The following is a 17,742-nucleotide window of genomic DNA, read 5'->3' as shown; positions in this document are numbered from 1 at the left end:
ACGGTTGTCCCGGGCCCCGGTAGAAGAGGGTGAACGCGCCGACAGCGAGAGCAACGCCCCCCAGAAGGACCATGGCGCGGCGCATGAGATTGACACCTTCTCCGAATCTCTATGATCAGGACGAACCTGATCATAGAGTTCGTCCCTTATGGCGGCATGCTGTGGGCAACACGGGTATGACCGTGCTCTCGGGTCAGGCGGACGACGGCTGGAGCCTGAACACCTGGCATGGCTATCCCCTGGGTGGCGCGGCACTCGCGGGCGGGGCGGCGCGCGACGTCTTCGCGGCCTGGTGGCCGGACGCGCCGACGACGGAGAAGCGCGAGAACGCCTCACGTCGTGGCGGCGTCAAGGGCGTCACGACAATCCTCCAGGACGGGTCGCGACACAGCGTCTCCCTCGAGGAGCTCACCGGCCGGACGAGCGCGCAGCTGAACACACCGGCCACGGGCGGCTCCGCGCCTGCTTTTTCATCCTGAAGTGGCAGTTAATGGCGGGTGGACTGGTGGAGGAGTTAAGGCCCGACCGAATATGGTTTGTCCCGGCCGTTGGACGACAGCTAGGTTGTCCGCCATGCAGGACGAGGTCTACCACTACAACGAGGAACGCTGGGAAGCCCTTGTAGAGGCGGAGGCGTTGTTCACCCGTCCTATGCTCGACCTGGACGCGGAGAAGGCCCAGGCATATCTGGGCCTGGAGAGGCTGGGCATCCCCGGTGACCTGGCGGGCCGGAAGGTGCTCTGCCTGGCCGGAGGAGGCGGGCAGCAGTCTGCGGCCTTCGCTCTGCTCGGAGCCGACGTGACGGTTCTCGACATCTCGTCCGGGCAGCTGGAGCGGGACCGCTTGGCCGCTGAGCACTACGGCGTCGGCATCCGCACGGTCCAGGGAGACATGCGGGACCTGTCGGCCCTTGACGACTCCTCGTTCGATCTGGTCTGGCATCCGTACTCGCTGACCTTCGTTCCGGACTCCCGGATCGTTTTCCGCGAGGTCGCGAGAGTCGTCGACGAAGGCGGCTACTACTACCTGATGTGCGCCAACCCGTTCTTCTCCGGGCTCACTCACCACTCGTGGAACGGGGAGGGGTACACGCTGAAGCACCCCTACACGGACGAGGCCGCGACCAGCTATCCCGACCAGGACTGGGTCTACGACCGCGAGCCGGCCGGGCGCCACATCCGCGAACCCATGGAGTACCGGCAGACGCTGAGCCGGATCGTCAACAGCCTGATCCAGGAAGGCTTCACGCTGAGGCTCCTTTCTGAGGTCCGAGGTGACTATCCGGGTGCGGAACCGGGCAGCTGGGCGCACTTCACGGGGGTGGCCCCGCCGTGGCTGGAATTCGTCTGGCAGTACTTTCCGGCATCCTCGGAAGGCGAGGGCATCCGAGGGCACGGGTGACTGCGACGGCTGGTCAGAAGTCGAATTCGCCGAGTTTCGCACCGCCCACGAAGGCGCGGAAGACGCCTCCGCGTACGATCATCGGCGGGACGTCGGGCTGCTCGGAATCCCTGATCGCGTACCGGTCGCCGCTCAGCTTGGCCGCGTAGAGGCAGTCTCCTCCGTTCGGGCCGGAGAGCGTGGACTTCGCCCACTGCGCGGCATCCAACTCGGCGCGCAACTCGTCACTGATCTTCATACCTTGCCGCCACCTCACGTACTAGCTGCTGGCTCACGTGTATGGGATGTGCCCATGTGTGAATTGCGTCATATATGACGTTAACCGGCCTTACCGTCTCCTCGCGAGCGGATACGGCACCCTGCACGACATCTTCGAGGTAGACGTGATCTTGCATGTCGTCACCCTGGGCGAGGGCGAAGCCTCCGAGCACACCTGCCGTGGCGCCCACTTCCAGTGGCACGATCTGGAACGAGACATTGGGCCGCTCGGCCATCTTTAGCAAATGCCCCAGCTGCTCGCGCATCACCTCCTTTCCGCCAACCGGCCGAAGGAGCACGCATTCGTCGATCAGAGCCCAGTACATGGGTGGATTCTCGCGCTCGAACACGGCCTGTCGCCGGAGCCGCGTTTCGACGGCTGCTTCGACCCACTGCTCGGTGGCCCTCGGTGCGGCCGAGAGCATGGCCCGTGCGTAGCGAGCCGTCTGGAGAAGTCCCGGGACCACGAGCGGTTGCCACGTTCGTATGGTGTGCGCCTTCTCCTCCACCTTCGGCCACTCGCTGAACCACTTCGGAGTGGACATGACCGTCGTATTGGGCAGGAGCCCGAAGAGCTCCCCGTTCAGGCCGAGCACCGCTTCGGCCGCCAGGGTGAACTTCTTGCTCGGCCTCCGCTTACCGCGCTCGATCAGGCCGACCAGGCTCTCGCTGCATGAGAGCAGCTCTCCCAGGGCCGTTTGAGAAAGACCTGCTCTGTTACGCGCCTTCTTCAGTACCTCGCCGTACACCTCTGTCGTCATGCCAATGCCCTTTCGCAGGACCCGGACAAGCGTCAGCACGTCTGTCTGGAAACGGACTGTGACGTGCCGATTACAAAATACCGAGCAGGCAGCACTCTGGGGAGTGCTTCCGGACACTTTGCTCGACTCTCTGTCCGAGGCAAATGGCGGCATAACAGAGCAAGGTGGGTGATTTTGTGCGTACAGAAACCACACCAACGGAGCTGCCAGATGTCGTCCTATGGCGCAGTACGACGCTGCGCCGAAACGACAAGACGTCGTGGCAGGCGCGGCAGGCAACCGGACTATGGCTCACCGACCATGATCCATCGGTCCGCTCCGACGCGCTCCAGATCGTCTCCGAACTGGTCGCCAACGTCCTCCAGCACGTCCCGGGCGGCAGGCGACGCGACTGGGTCAAGGTCCGGCTCGGCCTCGGCGACGGCCTTGTCCGCCTGGAAGTGATCGACCCTGGCACTCCGGAGCCGGAACCATGTTTCACCTCTCTTCAGGTGGGTCTCATGGAGGAGTCCGGCCGCGGCCTTGGCATCGTGGCCCTACTGAGCTCCCGATGTGGGACGCACATCATCAAGCATGGCCATCGCGTCGTGTGGGCCGACATCGCAGCAGGCATGCCTTGACAACGATCAGGAGGTTTCCAGGCTGGGAGATCATCGAAGGTGCCGGAGGCGGCTACATCGCCATCCGCACCGTTCTGGTGCCCGAGCACAGCCCGCTGTCCAACGTACGGTGCGGCGCGACCCTGCCGGAGTTGTTCGACCATCTGGAGGAGGAAACTCGCGGCAGGGCCGGCGCTCGGGCAGGATGACCGGTCAGGCCGTGGCACCGCCGTCGATCACGTGGTCCTGGCCCACGACGAAACTCGACTCTGGCGACGACAGCCAGAGCACCCCGGCGGCGACCTCCTCCGGCGTGGCGACCCGGCCGATCGGCAGCGCGCGCTTCATGCGCTCGTCCCGCTGCTCCCGGGTCTCGCCGGGGCGCGTCGACATGGGCGAGTCGATCGGGCCGGGGCTGACGGCGTTGATCCGCACCCCGTCCGCGATGTGGTCGCGGGCCGCCGTGCGGGTCAGGAAGCTCACCCCGGCCTTCGAGGCGGCGTACGCGGCCGCCCCCGGCAGCCGCCAGTGCGCGCCGAGGTTGGAGGAGACGTTGACGATGACACCCCCGCCGTGCGCGCGCATGTGCGCGATCTCGTGCTTCATCGACAGGAAGACGCCCTTGAGGTTCACCGCGAGCACCTGGTCCCAGGTGTCCTCGTCGTAGTCGGCCAGCGGCGCCAGCGTGCCGAAGATCCCGGCCGCGTTGAGCGCGACGTGCAGCCCGCCGTACCGGGAGAGCGCCGCTTCGACCATGGCGGCGACCTCGGCCGAGTTGGTGACGTCCACGCCGAACGCGCTCGCCCGGCCGCCCTCCTCCTCGATCACCTTCACGACCTCGGCGAGCTTTGCGGCGTCGCGCCCGGCGGCCAGCACCGCCGCGCCCTCGCGCGCGTACGCCAGCGCGGCGGCACGCCCCAGGACGCCGGTCGCACCAGTGACCAGAGCGACCTTGCCTTCAAAACGGCTCATCTATTCCATACCAATCGTTCTCAAATTTGCACGGCAACCATGGCCTGCTCGACCGCGTCACGCAGCCGGCGCGGGTCCGGATCGGCCCTGCCGAGCACCCTGAGACCCTGAAGGAGCACGAGCAGGAACCGGGCGAGCGCGTACGGGTCCTTCCCCGGCGGGATCTCCCCCTGGGCGCGCGCCCTGACGAGGGCGGCGGCGAGCGCCGTCTCCAGCCCGGCCCAGCTCGCCGCCACCTTCGCGGCCACGGCGGCGTCACGCGAGGCGAACTCGACCGCCGAGTTCACCACCATGCAGCCCCGCCGCGCCTCGTCGGCCAGGCACTCGGCCACGTACGAGTCGAGGAACGCCCTGATCGCGGGCACCGCCGGCCCCGGCTGGGCCAGCGGCCCCACGATGTCGCGCTGCCCGAGGTAACGCTCGAGCGCCTTCAGGTAGAGCTCGTGCTTGCCGCCGAAGGTCGCGTAGATGCTCGCCCGGGCGATCCCGAGGTGCTCCACGAGGTCCGCCATCGACGTCGCCTCGTACCCGCGCTCCCAGAACAGCTCCAGCGCCTTCTGCAACGCGACCTCGGGATCGAACTCCTTGCTTCTCGCCACGGCGGCAAGCTAACACATTCGAGAACGATCGGTCCAGTTACCGGGGCGTCAGCACCCATCGCCAGGCACCGTCCTTGTTGGAGTCACGGTTGGTGCCGAGCTGGGTCATCCGCTTCCCGTCCACGCTCACCAGGACCAGCCCGTTGTTGAACTCGCTCTTGCACGCCCCGGCGCAGCCCAGCGCGATGATGTTGTCGTCGTCCGCCCACGCCTGCAGCTGGAGCACCCGCTGCTGCCCGACGACCTGGCCGGTCGCGGCATCGGTGACCTTGGTCGGCAACCCGTCGGGGCCGAGGACCAGGCGGCCGTTCGGCGAGGTCGCCGAGATGCGGGAGTAATCCACGTACCGGTCCCCTTCGGGCGCTTCGCGCTGCTCGCCGTCGAGGGTGTAGAAGACCCGGTCCGGCGTGGTGGCCGTGGGCGCCCAGAGCATGGTGCCGTCCAGGCTCCAGCCGAGATCCTGACGGCCGTTCATGTTGAAGATCTTCTGGTCGGGGCTCATCTGGTCGGTCATCGGCGGCAGCTCGTGGTAGTCGGCCGTGCCCGCCTCGACGTCCACGATGTAGTAGCCGGTACGCGGGCTGGTCCCGGGCCGGGAGGCCGCTTGGCTACCCTTGCCCTCCAGGATGTCGGGGTAGCTGGAGTAGGCGGTGGCCAGGACCTTGGTGCCGTCGGGAGACCACGCGACCGACCCGACCGGGTGCTCCAGGTCGATCCACTTCAGGATCTGCCGGGTGTTCATGTCGAGGATGCCCAGCCGCTTGCTGATCAGGTCCCCTTCCAGCACGGCCGCGACTTGCAGCCCCGGAGCCACGTCCACCCACGCCCACTGGGTCTCCTCGTAGCCGTCGGTCCGCGGGTCGTACAGCGACCAGGTGCGCCTGATCCGCTGCTCGTTGTCCGAGAGCTGCTCACGCCTATCGGTGTAGTAGGCGGACACGGCCATGCGCCCCGCGGCGATCAGCTTGGTCGGCGGGCTGTTCTCCGTGTCGGTCCGCACGTCGGTCGGCGCAGGTGACGGGCGAGGGGGAAGCATGACGCCGGTGGCCGCGTGCATGGCGGCCTGAGGGTCGTGCGCGGCCGGCTGAGCGCCGCGCAGGCCCACGGCCGACACGGCGATCGCCGCCACCAGCCCCACGGCCAGCACCACCATGCCGACGGGCTTCCAGGCGCGCCTCCGCAGCGCCCGGTCGGCCAGGTCGTGAGGCACCCTGGTCTCGTCGGCCCATTCATGCAGCGTGTCGCGGAGCAACCTGGTCATTTGGCCACCTCCAGTTCCTGGGCCAGCTCGGGGGCGATCTCGCGCAGGCGGGCCAGCGACCTGTGCGCCGTGCTCCTGACCGTGCCGACGGAGCAGCCCAGCGCCCGTGCGACCTCCTGCTCGGGCAGATCCTCGAAATACCTCAGCACCACCACCGCGCGCTGCCGCGCGGTGAGCCTGGCCAGCGCCGTCCGCAGCACCATGCGCAGCTCGCTCTGGTGGTTGGCGTCCCGGTCCGCCAGTTCGGGCGGCGTCGCCTGCACCACTTCGCCGCGCCGCGTGCTCGCCCGCCACCAGCTGATCTGCTGGCGGTACATGATCTGCTTGGCGTACGCCTCGGGCGTCTCCACCCGCCGCCACCTGCTCGCCAGCTTCGCCAGCGCGGTCTGCACCAGGTCCTCGGCCGCGTGCTGGTCACCACCTGTGAGCAGGAAGCCGAGCCGCATCAGGGCGGGAGAGCGCGCAGAGACGAACTCGCGGAAACGTTGCTCGTCCGCGGCGTCCACGGTCACCTCCAGGGGATTGACATCACCCTCTCAGACGCCCGCGTTCGCCCCCCGCTATGCGTCAGTCGTCCAGGAGATCGCGAACCTGCTCCATCACGCTCTCCACCGACACGTCGGTCACCCACGGCAGGTCGTGCGGGCAGCGCTCGGCACGCGGGTCCATGCCGTCGGCGCCGCAGACCGGGCAGGCCGTGGTCCAGGAGATCAGCGGCCGGTGCCGGACCCTGCTGAGCGGCCCGTAGTTGATCAGGTTGCCGCACCAGTAGACGGCCACCGTGGGCGTGCCGACGGCGGCGGCCAGGTGACGCGGGCCCGTGTCGTTGGCGATCACCAGGTCGCAGCGCTCGTAGAGCGCGGCCAGGCCGCCGATGCCGAGCGCGCCCACGACCGGGATCGCGGGCCGGCGCATCGCGCCGACCACGCCCATGACGAGGTCCTTCTCCTCCGGAGTGCCCGTTACGGCGATGGGGCGGCCGGTCCTGTCGGCCACCTCGGCGAAGCGCTCCACCGGCCAGCGCCGCCGCGGGTCTTTCGCGCCCGGGTGCACGGCCACCAGCCCGCGCGGCGGCTCGCCGAGCGCCTCGGCGAGCTCCGCCCGGTCGGCTCCGGTCACGGCCACCCGCGCCTCCAGGTCACCCGTCACCGCTCCGACCAGCGCGGTGACCTGGAGGAAGCGCAGGGTCTCGTGGTGGTAGTCCGTGTACGGCACCCAACGGTCCAGGCTCTCCGCCCCGGGGGCCCGCATCCCGGCGGTCACCCTGGCGCCCAGCCGGCGGATGAACGGGTTGGAGTGGCGGCCGCCGCCGTGGATCTGCACCGCCAGGTCGAACCGGCGCGCCCGCAGCCGCTCGCACAGCTCCTCCGGCACCGCCCACCCACTGGCCTGTGTCGACACGCCCGAGATCGGGGGCAGCGCCACCACGTCGTCCACCGGCCCCGGGCGGCCCTCGAGGAACTCGGCGTGCCACGGGGTGCCGAGCAGCGTCAGGCTCGCCCCCGGATAGGCGTGTTTGAGCGCCTTCAGGGCGGGGACGGCGAGCAGGAAGTCGCCGAGCGCGTTGGCGCGCAGCACGGCGATCCGTTCGACCTCTTCGATCAGACCGGATGTGCCTCGCATAGCCGCCCGTGCTACCCGGCGGGCTCACAGGTTTAACCCGCCGCACTTCGGTCGGGGCGCCCTGGACGGGTCGCGGCGCGGAGCCGCGAACCTCCGCAGGGGCGGGCGGTTGCGAGCAAACCGGGTTTGAGCTGCGCTTTCTCAGGTATTCGCTCCTCATGGCCACTGACAGGACCATCAGCGCCGTGGTCGTCGGCGACGTCATGCTCGACTCCTGGCTGCGCTGCTCGGCCAAGCGCCTGGCGCAGGAGGCTCCCGTGCCCGTGATGAGCCTGGAGGCCACCGAGGAGGCCCCCGGCGGGGCCGCCAACACCGCCGCCAACCTCGTGGCGCTCGGCGCCCGCGTACGGCTCCTGGGCGCCGTGGGCGACGACGCCTGCGGGGACAAGCTCGTGCAGTCGCTCCACCTGCTGGGCGTCGAGACGGACCTGGTGACCGTGCCGGGCCGGCGTACCGCGCACAAGCGGCGGCTGGTCAGCGGCGGCCAGCTCACCGCCCGCTACGACGAGGAGGACCTCGACGTCCTCTCCGAGCAGGCCGAACGTGAGCTGCTCGGCCGGCTCGGCGAGGCCGTGCGCGGCGCCGACGTGGTGGTCGCGTGCGACTACGGCGGTGGCGTGTTCACCCCGGCCGTACGCCGGGCGCTCGCCGGCTCCCCGCTGCTCGTGGTGGACGCGCACGCGGTGGCGCCGTGGGGCGAATGCGCGCCCGCCGCCGTGCTGCCGAACTACGCGGAGGTCGTACGCCTGCTGGGCGACACCGGCGAGCCGGCCGACCGCCTGGCGTACCTGACGGCCCGCTCCGGCCGGCTCATGGAGCTGACCCGCGCCGGGATCGTGGTGACCACGCTGGACGGCGAGGGCACGCTGCTGCACAGGCGCGGCCGCCCGCCGTACCGCACCTACGCCCGGCCCGCGCCCCAGCACATGGCCACGGGCGCGGGCGACACCTACACGGCCGCGTTCGCGCTCTGGCTGGCCGGCGGCGCGTCGCCGGAGGAGGCCGCCGAGGCGGGCCAGGCGGCGGCCGGCGTGGTCGTACGCCGCCCGGGGACGGCCGTCTGCACCCGGTACGAGCTGCTGCGCGCCCTGCGCAGCCACGAGGGCGCCGTGCAGCCGGCCGAGCGCCTGGCCCAGCTCCTGGACGGGCACCGGCGCAGGGGCGAGCGGGTGGTCTTCACCAACGGCTGCTTCGACGTGCTGCACCGCGGACACGTGATGTACCTGGAGCAGGCGGGCCGGCTCGGCGACGTGCTGGTGGTGGCGGTCAACAGCGACGCCGGCGTGGCCAGGCTGAAAGGTCCTGGCCGCCCGCTCAACCCGTGCGAGGACCGCATGTCCGTGCTGGCGGCGCTGAACGACGTGGACTACGTGACGGAGTTCGACGAGGACACGCCCGAACGGCTGCTCAGGATGATCCGCCCCGAGCTCTACGTGAAGGGCGGCGACTACACCGCGGAGATGCTGCCCGAGGCGCCGCTGGTCCGCTCGCTGGGCGGCGAGGTGCGGGTGCTCGGGTACCTGTCCGACCACTCGACCACGGCCATCATCGGCCGCATGCGCTCGCTTCCCTGAGCCGGCCGAGGACCAGCGGGTTCGGCACGGGCACGCACCGCATGTCCCCGCCCGGCGCGTCCAGCCAGCGCAGCAGGAGGTTGGCCTTGGCGGGAATGTGCGCGGCGGACAGCAGGTCACGCAGCTCGTCCGGATCGCCGTAGTCCTCGGCGCACGCCGAGAACGCCTGCCTGGCCCGCGCCCACAGCTCCTCCCGCACTCCCGGACGGCGCTCCGCGAGCGCCCCGGCGATCTCGCAGAGGTTGTTGGTCACCAGGCAGTACACCAGCCGCTCCCACGCCCGCGAGCCGTCCATGCCCGGCAGCGGCGGATGCCGGTCCGCGAGCACCTTGACGCCCTCGTGATCGCGGAAGACCGCCTGCGCGGGGCTGCCGTGCCCGTCCACCGCGATCAGCACGTTCTGCAGGTGGCATTCGAGCACGATCCCGTGGCGGAAGTAGGCGTGCAGGACCGGGGGCACCACGTGGTCGAGGTAGCGCTCCCACCACGCGAGCGTCTGGTCCTCGCTCAGCCCGTCGATCGGGTTGCCGGGGAAGCCCTCGCTGATCCCCGCAGCCAGCAGCGGCGTCAGCCCCGGGCGCAGGTGCTCGCGCAGGCCGTCGCGGACGATGACCGCCAGCGCCTCGCCGCCGTCCCTGCTCAGCTCCGCGCTGCGGTAGCCACGGTCGCGCAGCACGGCGGGCCGGGGCACGTGCTCCGGAAGGTCGTCGAACGCGTGCCCCACGAGGTCGGCGATCGCGGCCAGCTTCTTCAGGTCGTGCAGCCAGAGCCGGCGGACGTCGTTCGTGATCCGTACGTCCAGACTGAACTTGCAGAACAGGTCCGGGTCCGGCAGGTACACCGTGCGGATCGACGAGGTCGGCCACGCCACGGCCGGCGTGACGCCCAGGCGGCGCAGCGGGGGGCCGCCCAGCAGCTCCACCTGCCAGGGATGCGCGGGCAGCAGGGCCAGGCCGTCGCCCGGGGGCGAGCCCAGCCGGTCGAGCGCGCTCGCGTCCCCCTCCTCCACCAGCTGCTCCGCGGGCACGCCGAACAGCGGCAGCGCGAAGCTCGCGTGTGCCTCCGGCGAGTACCGGAGCCACGCTCGGGGGTCAGAGCCGCCGCGGGCCTTGGGCGCGGGATGGTAGCGGTGGCCCGCGACGAGGGCCTGCTCGGAGCGCAGGTACAGGTCCGCGGGGGGCGGCACGGACCGCCTGGCGGCCAGCAGGGCGGCCATGACGTCCCGGCTGTGCGCGATCTCCGCGGGCAGCGCGTCGTTGGCGACCCCCGTACCGGCGCGCAGTTCGGCGGCGGCCAGCGCGACCAGGTCGTCCAGCGAGAGCGGGCACCAGCCGTCCGGCGTGCGGAGCGCGGGCCTGCCGGGGAACCGCCCGTCGTCGGCACGCAGGACGTGTCCGGTCCCGGGCAGCAGGAACGTGCCGTCCCACGCGGGACGGGCCACCTCGCGTATGAGGCAGTTGAGCAGTGCCGTCATGGCGAGGGCTGCGGCGTCTCTTCGCGCCTCTCCGGAGAGAGGGAGAAGGTCGTCGGTGGCGGTCATGGCGACCTTATCCCTACCCTTTGTCCCCATTGGTGCCACAAGGGTAGCTACCAGGGCTCTTATCTGGAAATGGTGTGAAATATGAGGCGCTCGGAGGCGGGGTTCGCGGCCGACCTGGCCCTCGTGCGCCCTGAGCTGTCCGCAGCGTACATGGCGGCCCTCCCGGACGCCCGCGCCGCCGTCCTGGGTCGGCTCTGGCGCAGCCTCCTGTACGAGCCCCTGCCCGGCCTGCTGGCCTCCCCGGACCCCCTGCCCTGGACAGGAGCACGGGTCCAGATCGCGCTGGCGGACGGGCGCAGGCTCATGGGGCGGGCGCGGGAGCCGTACGACCTCGGGGGCGAGCCCGCGCTCTGGCTGAACGGCCACCCGTACACGCACCCGGCCGAGCTCCTGGCCGCCCTCGGCCTGCCGGGCACGGACCAGCTCGTGGCCGACCTGGACAACAGCGTGGCCTCGCTGGCCCTGTCCCGCGCGCAGCCTCCCCACGCCCCCCGCACCCCCGTGGAGCACGAGCAGAGCGTGGTGGACGGCCATCCGTACCACCCGGGCTGCCGCAGCCGTCCCGGCGTCTCCGTGGCCGAGCAGCTGGCGTACATGCCGGAGCACCGGCCGGTCGTCCACCTGGACCTGCTCGCGGTCCCCGCGGCCGACTGCCTGGTCTCGGGCCCGTGGCCGGACTCCCTCATGGACGGAGACCGGCTCCTGCTGCCCGTGCATCCCTGGCAGAGCGCCCACGTCCTGCCCGGCCTGGGCCTGCGCCCGCACGTCAGCGCCGCCGTCCCGGCCCGTCCGCTCATGTCCGTACGCACGCTCGCCCCGCTCGACGGCGGCCCGCACATCAAGACCGCCTTCAGCACCCGGATGACGTCCGGCGTCAGGGACATCTCGCCCGGCTCGGTCCGCGACTGCGTCCACCTGTCGCACCTGCTCACCGTCCTGGCCGCGCGGCAGGGTGGACGCCCGGGCATCGCCCGCTACCTGGCCGGGGCCGCCGCCATGGTGAACGGCGAGCACAGCCCCGACCTGGCGGCCATGCTCCGCGAGCCGACGGGGCCCGCCATCCCCGTCGGGGCGGTCACCGCCGCCATGGTCCGCGACCCGGCGGCGTGGCTGGCCGCGTTCGCCCGGCTGGCCTTCAGCGACCTACCGGGCCTGCTGGCACTCGGCGTGGCGCTCGAGGCGCACGGCCAGAACCTGCTGGTGGAGCTGGACCGGGACGGCCTGCCGCACCGGCTGGTCTACCGCGACCTGGCCGACGTCCGGATCAGCCCGGCCCGGCTCGCCCGCAACGGGATCGAGGTGCCGCCGGTCAGCGCCAGGCTGCTCACGGACGACCCAGGGACACTGCACGCCAAGCTCTTCGGCGGCCTCGTCGGCACCACGTTCGGCAGCATGGTCGCGCTCTTCGGCCGGGGCGACCGGGCCGAAGAGTCCCGCCTCTGGGACGTCGTGGCCGCGGCCGCGCGCTCCGCGGAGTTCCCCTGCGCCGAGGACCGCCGGGCCCTGTTCGGCCCGCACCTCACGGTCAAGGCCCACCTGCTCAGCCGCCTGGACGGCGCGCCGCCGGGTGACAGCTGGACCAGGCTGCCCAACCCGCTCGCCGCCTGACGGGTCAGCGCTTGTTGGATCAGGGGGCGAGTTCGGCGAGGGGGAGGCGGCGGAAGGCGATGCTCTCGTACGGGCCGAAGTCGCCGGTCTCGAACAGCAGGCCCACCGTGTCCCCGTCCACCCGGACCAGGTCGGAGTAGGCCGCCGGCAGCCCCGACACCGTGTGCGCGACCCGCCAGGTCACCCCCAGGTCGTCGCTGGCGCGTACCGTCATCAGCGCCCGCGCGTCCGGAGCGGCCGGCCCCGAGAACAGCAGCACGTCCGGCGACGAGCACCACAGCGTGCTGCCCTCCACCACCGGCCCCACCAGCCCCGCCTGCGGCCGGAAGGGCAGCAGGAGGGTCTGGCCGCCGTCGGCCGTGTAGGCGTCGGCCCTGGTGCCGGGGGCGGCGGACTCGGTGCGGGTGTTGAGGTAGAGGCGCCCGTCCGGCAGCTCGGTGGCCGTGGTCTCGTTGACGTTGACGTATCCGTCGGGGTTGTCGTCGACGTACCCGATGCGCCAGGTCTGCCCGCCGTCGTCGCTCAGCAGCCCGTGGCCGCCGTTGTACTTGCCCTCGGTCCCGTTGTCGGACCCGGCGGGCGGCAGCGAGTGGTTGGCGGGCACCACGATGCGGCCGCCGCGGAGCGCGACCGCGTGGCCGGGCGCGGTCGCGTACCAGCGCCACTCGGCGCGCTTCACGCTCCCCGTGATCTCGCGGGGCGCCGCCCACGTGACCCCGTCGTCCGAGCTGACCTGTACGAACACCCGCCGCCCGTCGGCCGGGGCCACCTGGCCGCGCCGGATCTTCTCCTCCGTGGCCGAGGGCCCCTGCCTGACGTACACGAGCACGATGCGGCCGTCGGCCAGTGCCACGGGCGCGGGGTTGCCCGCGGTGCCCCGGCGCGGCTCCGTGGCGACCACCTGGAGCGGGCCCCATGTCCTGCCGCCGTCCATGGAGCGCCTGAGCACGATGTCGATGTGGCCGGAGTCCCCGGCCGAGGCGTGCCGCCCCTCCGCGAACGCCAGCACCGTGCCCGCCCCTGTCACCACCGCCGCGGGGATCCGGTACGTGGGATAGCCGTCCGTCCGCTGCCGGTACGGCACCGACGTCGGGTAACGATCAACCATGCGGGGCACGGTACGGGCCCCGGGTGAACGCGGCGTGAAGACAGGACGGACGGGACACGGGGCACGACGAGAGGGTCGCAGGTCAGACATGAAAGAGTGCATTCATAGGCGAGTGCTTCTGGAGGCAGGGTGGCTGACGAGTTCGACGTCATTGTGATCGGCGCCGGTCCCGCCGGCGAGAACGTCGTGGACCGGGCCGTGCGCGGCGGGCTGACCGCGGCGATCGTCGAGGAGCGGCTGGCCGGCGGCGAGTGCTCCTACTGGGCGTGCGTCCCGAGCAAGGCGCTGCTGCGGCCGGTCGATCTGGTGGGCGAGGTGGGGCGCGCCCCGGGGCTGTCGCTCGGGCCCGTCGACGTGGCGGCCGTACTGGCCAGGCGTGACGAGGCCATCGGGCACTTCGACGACTCCGGGCAGGTGCGGTGGATCGAGAGCGTGCCGGCCGAGTACGTACGGGGGCGCGGGCGCCTCGACGGCCCCAAGCGCGTCCGCGTGACCACCGAGGACGGCGGCGAACGCGTGCTGACCGCCCGGCAGGCCGTCGTGCTGGCCACCGGCAGCACACCCGCCATACCGCCCACTCCGGGGCTGGCCGAGGCGGAGCCCTGGACCAGCCATGACGTGACCGTGACCGACTCCATCCCCGAGCGGCTGATCGTGATCGGCGGCGGCGTGGTCGCCTGCGAGATGGCCCAGGCCATGCACGGGCTCGGCGCGCGCCAGACCACCGTGCTGGTACGCGGCCGCGGGCTGCTGCCCAGGATGGAGCCGTTCGCGGGCGAGCTGCTGGCCGAGTCGTTCGCGGAGGCCGGCATCGAGGTGCGCGACCAGGTCGAGGCCGTCAGGGTCGAGCGCCCGGAGCGCGGCGGGAAGGTGACGGTGCACCTGCCGGACGGGCCGCCGCTGGAGGCCGACGAGCTGCTGGTGGCGACCGGCCGCCGGCCCGCGACGCGCGACGTGGGGCTCAGCACGGTGGGCCTGCCCGACGGCCAGTACGTCGAGGTGGACGACAGCATGCGGGCCACCGCGATCTCCGACGGCTGGCTGTACGCCGTGGGCGACGTCAACGGGCGCGCGCTCCTCACCCACATGGGCAAGTACCAGGCCAGGATCTGCGGTGACGTGATCGCCGCGCGGGCCCGCGGTGACGAGCTGCCCGCGATGCGGGATCTGGCGGACGGGTACGGCGCGCCGCAGGTCGTCTTCACCGATCCGCAGATCTGCGCGGTCGGCCGCACCGAGGCGGCGGCCCGGGCCGACGGGTTCCGCGTGCGCGTGGTGGACTACGACATGGGGAAGGTCACCGGCGGTTACCTGATGGGCGACGGCTACCGCGGCCAGGCCAGGGCCGTGGTGGACGAGGAGAGGAAGGTGCTGCTCGGCGTCACGTTCGCCGCGCCGGGAGCCTCCGACCTGCTGCACTCTGCCACGATCGCGGTCACGGCCGAGGTGCCGCTCGACCGCCTCTGGCACGCGGTCCCGTCCTTCCCGACGGTGAGCGAGGTGTGGCTGAGGCTGCTGGAGGCCTACGGCCTCTGATACCTGCCGGCCGCCGCCCAGACCCCATGTGCCGCGGCGGCGGCCGTTCGCGCCTGCAGCGTCACCTCCGCCACCGTGTCCTCCACGCTGCCCCGCAGCTCCACGCGCGACAGCAGGTCGGTAAGCCGCAGCACCGACAGCAGGTGGGCGGAGGGCCGCACCACGATGATGCGCCCGCTGCCCTCTTCCTCCATCCGCTGCATGGCCATCCCGAGCACCCCGATGACGGACGAATCGTAAAAGTGCAGATCAGCGAGGTCGAACACGAGGACCGGCCCCTGCGTCCAGTCCCACACGGCGTTGATGCAGGCGCTGAACCGGACCCGGCCCGCGTGGTCCAGATCGCCGCTGGCGCGCAGGACCGTGCAATGGACGTGCCGGATGGTCTCGATTCGCAAGCCGCTCCTCACACTGGGAAAACTTCCCGCTGAGCGGCATTATCACCGGCAATCGTGTTTTTTCCGACCGCATTACACTCACCTGCCCCCAGGGTTACCCGGCGGCCCGGCGAGCAGCCCGGCTAGTGCGCGATGGCCGACTCCAGCGTTGGCATGGCGCCGAGGCAGGGACCCATGATCACCAGGAACGGCGAGTTGGTGGGGCTGGGCAGCACGAGCTGGGTCACGTTGCCGTCGACCCGCTCCTCGGGCACTCCCATGTTCCCGTCCCTGATGCTGAGCACCCGCTTGACGGGCGGCGCCGCCATGCCCAGCAGCTTCCTGGTGGCGTGGCGCATCCAGCGCAGCTCGCTGTTGACCCGCCCCCACGTCGCGGGGATGACGCTCGCGGGCTCGGCCTTGGTGCCCAGCCTGAGCGTGAGGCGGCCGCTCGACCCGAACGTCTCCTTCAGCGGCGGGTTGACCACGAACAGGCCCGAGCGCAGCACGCGTACGCCCTGCCGGTTGAAGTTGGCCAGGCCGCCCGCGCTGATCAGCGAGGAGTGCTCGCAGCGGAGGCCGTCGAGGGCGTCCGGGTCGAAGTCCACCGCCGGCGGCTCCTCGAACACCACCTTGTTCAGCCGCACCCCGGCCACCCCGTCGGGCATGACGCGCCCCGACACGGCCTGGCGGACCTCCGGGCAGACCCCGTCGCCCTCCATGATGTCGAGCAGCTCGACGCAGATCAGCCCGTCGTCCGGGATCTCGTCGGGCGACAGGTCGAAGGTCGCGCGGGCGTGCGCCCGCTTCCCCTTGAGGACCACGCACTGGCGCAGCCGACCCTGGGAGCGGACCTGCACCAGCCGGGGCAGCGAGGCCGCGGTCTCGGCCTTGCCGTCGTGCCAGCCGGCCAGGGAGCGCTCGTCCAGCGACAGCGACAGCAGCACCCGCAGCGAACGCCCCTGCGCGGAGACCTTGAACCCCGCCAGCCCCGAGGTCTCGAACCTGCCCACGATCTGGGTGCCCCGGTGGAACCTGTCGGTCACCTGCAGCGCGGAGACCTGGCCGTTGTTGAGGTGGACGGGCGGGATGGCGGGAAGAATCAGCTGGTCGAGCTCGGTGGCGGATCCTGGGCTGGTCATGGGGTGCTCCTGGGGACGAACGGCCCTTCCGGGTCGGGGAACTCATGGTGCGCAACGGCGTGACCGAGCCGGCGGAAGCGATCGTGGGCGCTCCTGATGTACGGCCCCGCCGGGTCGTGGAAGTCGAAACGGGTGAGCATGGGCTCGCGCCGGTCCCACATGCGCGCGACCGCGCTGTAGAGGGGGTCGCCGTCGCGCTCCACGTGCCACAGGTTGACCGCGAGCGCCCGCGCGTAGTCGGCGCCGTGCTCCCAGTGCGGCAGGAGCCCGGTGGGCACGTCCGCGCCGCAGCGGCGCAGCCAGAGCCACAGGCGGGCGCGCTCGCGCTGCTCCGGCTCGAGGATGGACTCCCCCTTGTCGTGCTTGGCGATGGCCTCGTCGAGCAGCAGTCGGAGCTCCGACGGCTGCAGCGCGATGTGCGTGGTGCGGCAGGCCCTGCCCACCGACCAGCCTGCCTGGATGACGGGGATGCCGAACGCGGGCAGATCGCTGTTGCCGAACGCGACGGCCGCGTCGGTCATGCTCCAGAGCAGGTTCGTGGACAGGGCGCCGGCCACGCACCTGATCCGGGAGTGCGACCTGGTGACGGGGTCGAGGAAGAGCCAGTTCGCCGACACGTCCGAGGTGGCGTACTCCACCGTCGCCTGGAACAGCTCCGTGTCCTGGTCCGGCCGGTGGCCGAGGACCGCGATCGTCGGCAGGCCGGGGTCGAGCCCCAGGCGGGCGCAGCCGTGCTGGCGGAGCTGGCGGCGCTCGGTGTCCGTACGGACCTGGTAGCCGCTCTTGGCCCGCCAGGCAGTCCGCTCCGCGTCGGGCGCGATCACGTGCCTGTGCGGCCAGACGTGCCGCTCGAAGAAGGCGCCGACCCGGGCGGGCAGCTCCTCGTGGAACGAGCAGGGGCCCTGGTCGGGGAAGAGCGCGTACGCCTTCAGCGAGCCCTTCCCGTGCACGTGCACGACCGGGATGTCCCTGGGCACGCCGGGATCCACCCGGCTGGTGACCAGCGCGGCCGGCGGCACCCGCGGCCCCCCGTCCGCCTCGGCGCCGAACACCTCGGCCAGCCCGCGCCACTCCGGATCGACCAGCGCGAACAGCCGCGCCGACAGCAGCTCGCACACAGCCTTCGCGACCATGAGCGTGCGCACCACGACCCGGATGTCCTGGTCGAACGCCTCCGCCACGACGCAGCTGTCACCACCCGGGCTCTCGCCCCAGTATGTTCTGGCGGCGGCGAGCAGCCGATCGAAGTGCTCGCCATCCCCGACACGTCGCATATGACCCCCCACCACGACCGGTAGGAACCCGACATTGCCAGAGCGGCCGACACCCACCCGCACGTCAACACGCTTTCTTTGACGAAAACTGAAGATCGCCACGGCCGGC

At 71.4% G+C, this 17,742-nt stretch carries 19 protein-coding genes; 7 read left to right on the top strand and 12 right to left on the bottom strand.

From position 1 onward, the window contains the following. Positions 1–176: 176 nt before the first annotated feature. Both AB0H84_RS37580 and AB0H84_RS37575 read left to right on the top strand, forming a co-directional pair. Positions 177–479: a hypothetical protein gene (locus AB0H84_RS37580; protein ID WP_357615402.1), complete on the top strand. Its 303-nt coding sequence runs from the start codon at positions 177–179 to the stop codon at positions 477–479. Positions 480–573: 94 nt separating this feature from the next. Then, complete coding sequence (locus AB0H84_RS37575) at positions 574–1,401, top strand: class I SAM-dependent methyltransferase (RefSeq protein WP_357615399.1); 828 nt, start codon at positions 574–576, stop codon at positions 1,399–1,401. 13 nt (positions 1,402–1,414) lie between these two features. Here AB0H84_RS37575 and AB0H84_RS37570 read toward each other — a convergent pair whose 3' ends face one another. Further along, a complete protein-coding gene (locus AB0H84_RS37570; RefSeq protein ID WP_357615397.1) occupies positions 1,415–1,639 on the bottom strand; it encodes a DUF397 domain-containing protein in 225 nt (74 codons plus the stop codon). After that, positions 1,626–2,420: a helix-turn-helix transcriptional regulator gene (locus AB0H84_RS37565; protein ID WP_357615394.1), complete on the bottom strand. Its 795-nt coding sequence runs from the start codon at positions 2,418–2,420 to the stop codon at positions 1,626–1,628. Before AB0H84_RS37565 ends, AB0H84_RS37570 begins: the two co-directional genes overlap by 14 nt. Positions 2,421–2,584: 164 nt before the next feature. Here AB0H84_RS37565 and AB0H84_RS37560 point away from each other — a divergent pair, with 164 nt between their 5' ends. Both AB0H84_RS37560 and AB0H84_RS37555 read left to right on the top strand, forming a co-directional pair. Beyond that, entirely contained in the window at positions 2,585–3,040 is a 456-nt protein-coding gene (locus AB0H84_RS37560) for an ATP-binding protein (protein WP_357615391.1), read from the top strand. Then, the gene (locus AB0H84_RS37555; protein ID WP_357615388.1) at positions 3,037–3,228 is read left to right on the top strand and encodes a hypothetical protein; all 192 of its coding nucleotides are present in this window, start codon (positions 3,037–3,039) and stop codon (positions 3,226–3,228) included. The genes AB0H84_RS37560 and AB0H84_RS37555 overlap by 4 nt, the downstream gene beginning before the upstream one ends. Before the next feature lie 4 nt (positions 3,229–3,232). Here the strand turns inward: AB0H84_RS37555 and AB0H84_RS37550 are convergent, their stop codons facing one another. From AB0H84_RS37550 to AB0H84_RS37530, 5 genes are all read right to left on the bottom strand, one after another. Next, positions 3,233–3,991, bottom strand: coding sequence for an SDR family oxidoreductase (locus tag AB0H84_RS37550; RefSeq protein ID WP_357615385.1), 759 nt, complete (start codon positions 3,989–3,991; stop codon positions 3,233–3,235). A gap of 20 nt (positions 3,992–4,011) precedes the next feature. Beyond that, positions 4,012–4,590 (bottom strand): helix-turn-helix domain-containing protein, encoded by a 579-nt coding sequence (locus tag AB0H84_RS37545; RefSeq protein ID WP_357615382.1) that lies wholly within the window; start codon positions 4,588–4,590, stop codon positions 4,012–4,014. A gap of 37 nt (positions 4,591–4,627) precedes the next feature. Continuing rightward, positions 4,628–5,851: a hypothetical protein gene (locus AB0H84_RS37540; RefSeq protein ID WP_357615379.1), complete on the bottom strand. Its 1,224-nt coding sequence runs from the start codon at positions 5,849–5,851 to the stop codon at positions 4,628–4,630. Further along, positions 5,848–6,357, bottom strand: coding sequence for a SigE family RNA polymerase sigma factor (locus AB0H84_RS37535; RefSeq protein ID WP_357615377.1), 510 nt, complete (start codon positions 6,355–6,357; stop codon positions 5,848–5,850). Before AB0H84_RS37535 ends, AB0H84_RS37540 begins: the two co-directional genes overlap by 4 nt. A 61-nt stretch (positions 6,358–6,418) precedes the next feature. Continuing rightward, the gene (locus AB0H84_RS37530; protein WP_357615374.1) at positions 6,419–7,474 is read right to left on the bottom strand and encodes a glycosyltransferase family 9 protein; all 1,056 of its coding nucleotides are present in this window, start codon (positions 7,472–7,474) and stop codon (positions 6,419–6,421) included. A gap of 158 nt (positions 7,475–7,632) precedes the next feature. On the opposite strand from AB0H84_RS37530, the gene rfaE2 reads away from it, so the two are divergent. Then, positions 7,633–9,048, top strand: coding sequence for a D-glycero-beta-D-manno-heptose 1-phosphate adenylyltransferase (gene rfaE2, locus AB0H84_RS37525; RefSeq protein WP_357615371.1), 1,416 nt, complete (start codon positions 7,633–7,635; stop codon positions 9,046–9,048). On the opposite strand, the gene AB0H84_RS37520 is transcribed toward rfaE2, so the two are convergent. Further along, the gene (locus AB0H84_RS37520; protein ID WP_357615368.1) at positions 9,020–10,588 is read right to left on the bottom strand and encodes an IucA/IucC family C-terminal-domain containing protein; all 1,569 of its coding nucleotides are present in this window, start codon (positions 10,586–10,588) and stop codon (positions 9,020–9,022) included. The two genes, rfaE2 and AB0H84_RS37520, sit on opposite strands and share 29 nt — an antisense overlap. Positions 10,589–10,669: 81 nt before the next feature. On the opposite strand from AB0H84_RS37520, the gene AB0H84_RS37515 reads away from it, so the two are divergent. Next, positions 10,670–12,196 carry an IucA/IucC family protein gene (locus AB0H84_RS37515; protein WP_357615364.1) on the top strand — a complete coding sequence of 509 codons (1,527 nt, stop codon included), beginning with the start codon at positions 10,670–10,672 and terminating at the stop codon, positions 12,194–12,196. Between the two features lie 19 nt (positions 12,197–12,215). Here the strand turns inward: AB0H84_RS37515 and AB0H84_RS37510 are convergent, their stop codons facing one another. Then, complete coding sequence (locus AB0H84_RS37510) at positions 12,216–13,304, bottom strand: sialidase family protein (RefSeq protein ID WP_357615361.1); 1,089 nt, start codon at positions 13,302–13,304, stop codon at positions 12,216–12,218. A 129-nt stretch (positions 13,305–13,433) separates the two neighbouring features. Here AB0H84_RS37510 and AB0H84_RS37505 point away from each other — a divergent pair, with 129 nt between their 5' ends. Beyond that, complete coding sequence (locus tag AB0H84_RS37505) at positions 13,434–14,840, top strand: NAD(P)/FAD-dependent oxidoreductase (protein ID WP_357615358.1); 1,407 nt, start codon at positions 13,434–13,436, stop codon at positions 14,838–14,840. Here the strand turns inward: AB0H84_RS37505 and AB0H84_RS37500 are convergent. The 3 genes from AB0H84_RS37500 to AB0H84_RS37490 form a co-directional block, all read right to left on the bottom strand. Beyond that, entirely contained in the window at positions 14,828–15,238 is a 411-nt protein-coding gene (locus tag AB0H84_RS37500; RefSeq protein WP_357615355.1) for an STAS domain-containing protein, read from the bottom strand. The two genes, AB0H84_RS37505 and AB0H84_RS37500, sit on opposite strands and share 13 nt — an antisense overlap. A 122-nt stretch (positions 15,239–15,360) precedes the next feature. Next, positions 15,361–16,359 carry a hypothetical protein gene (locus AB0H84_RS37495; RefSeq protein WP_357615352.1) on the bottom strand — a complete coding sequence of 333 codons (999 nt, stop codon included), beginning with the start codon at positions 16,357–16,359 and terminating at the stop codon, positions 15,361–15,363. Next, entirely contained in the window at positions 16,356–17,633 is a 1,278-nt protein-coding gene (locus AB0H84_RS37490) for a hypothetical protein (RefSeq protein ID WP_357615349.1), read from the bottom strand. Before AB0H84_RS37490 ends, AB0H84_RS37495 begins: the two co-directional genes overlap by 4 nt. Between the last annotated feature and the right edge of the window lie 109 nt (positions 17,634–17,742).

This window comes from Nonomuraea sp. NPDC050786 (assembly GCF_040654115.1).
GTDB lineage: Bacteria > Actinomycetota > Actinomycetes > Streptosporangiales > Streptosporangiaceae > Nonomuraea.
This window is presented reverse-complemented; position numbering and strand designations above follow the sequence as displayed.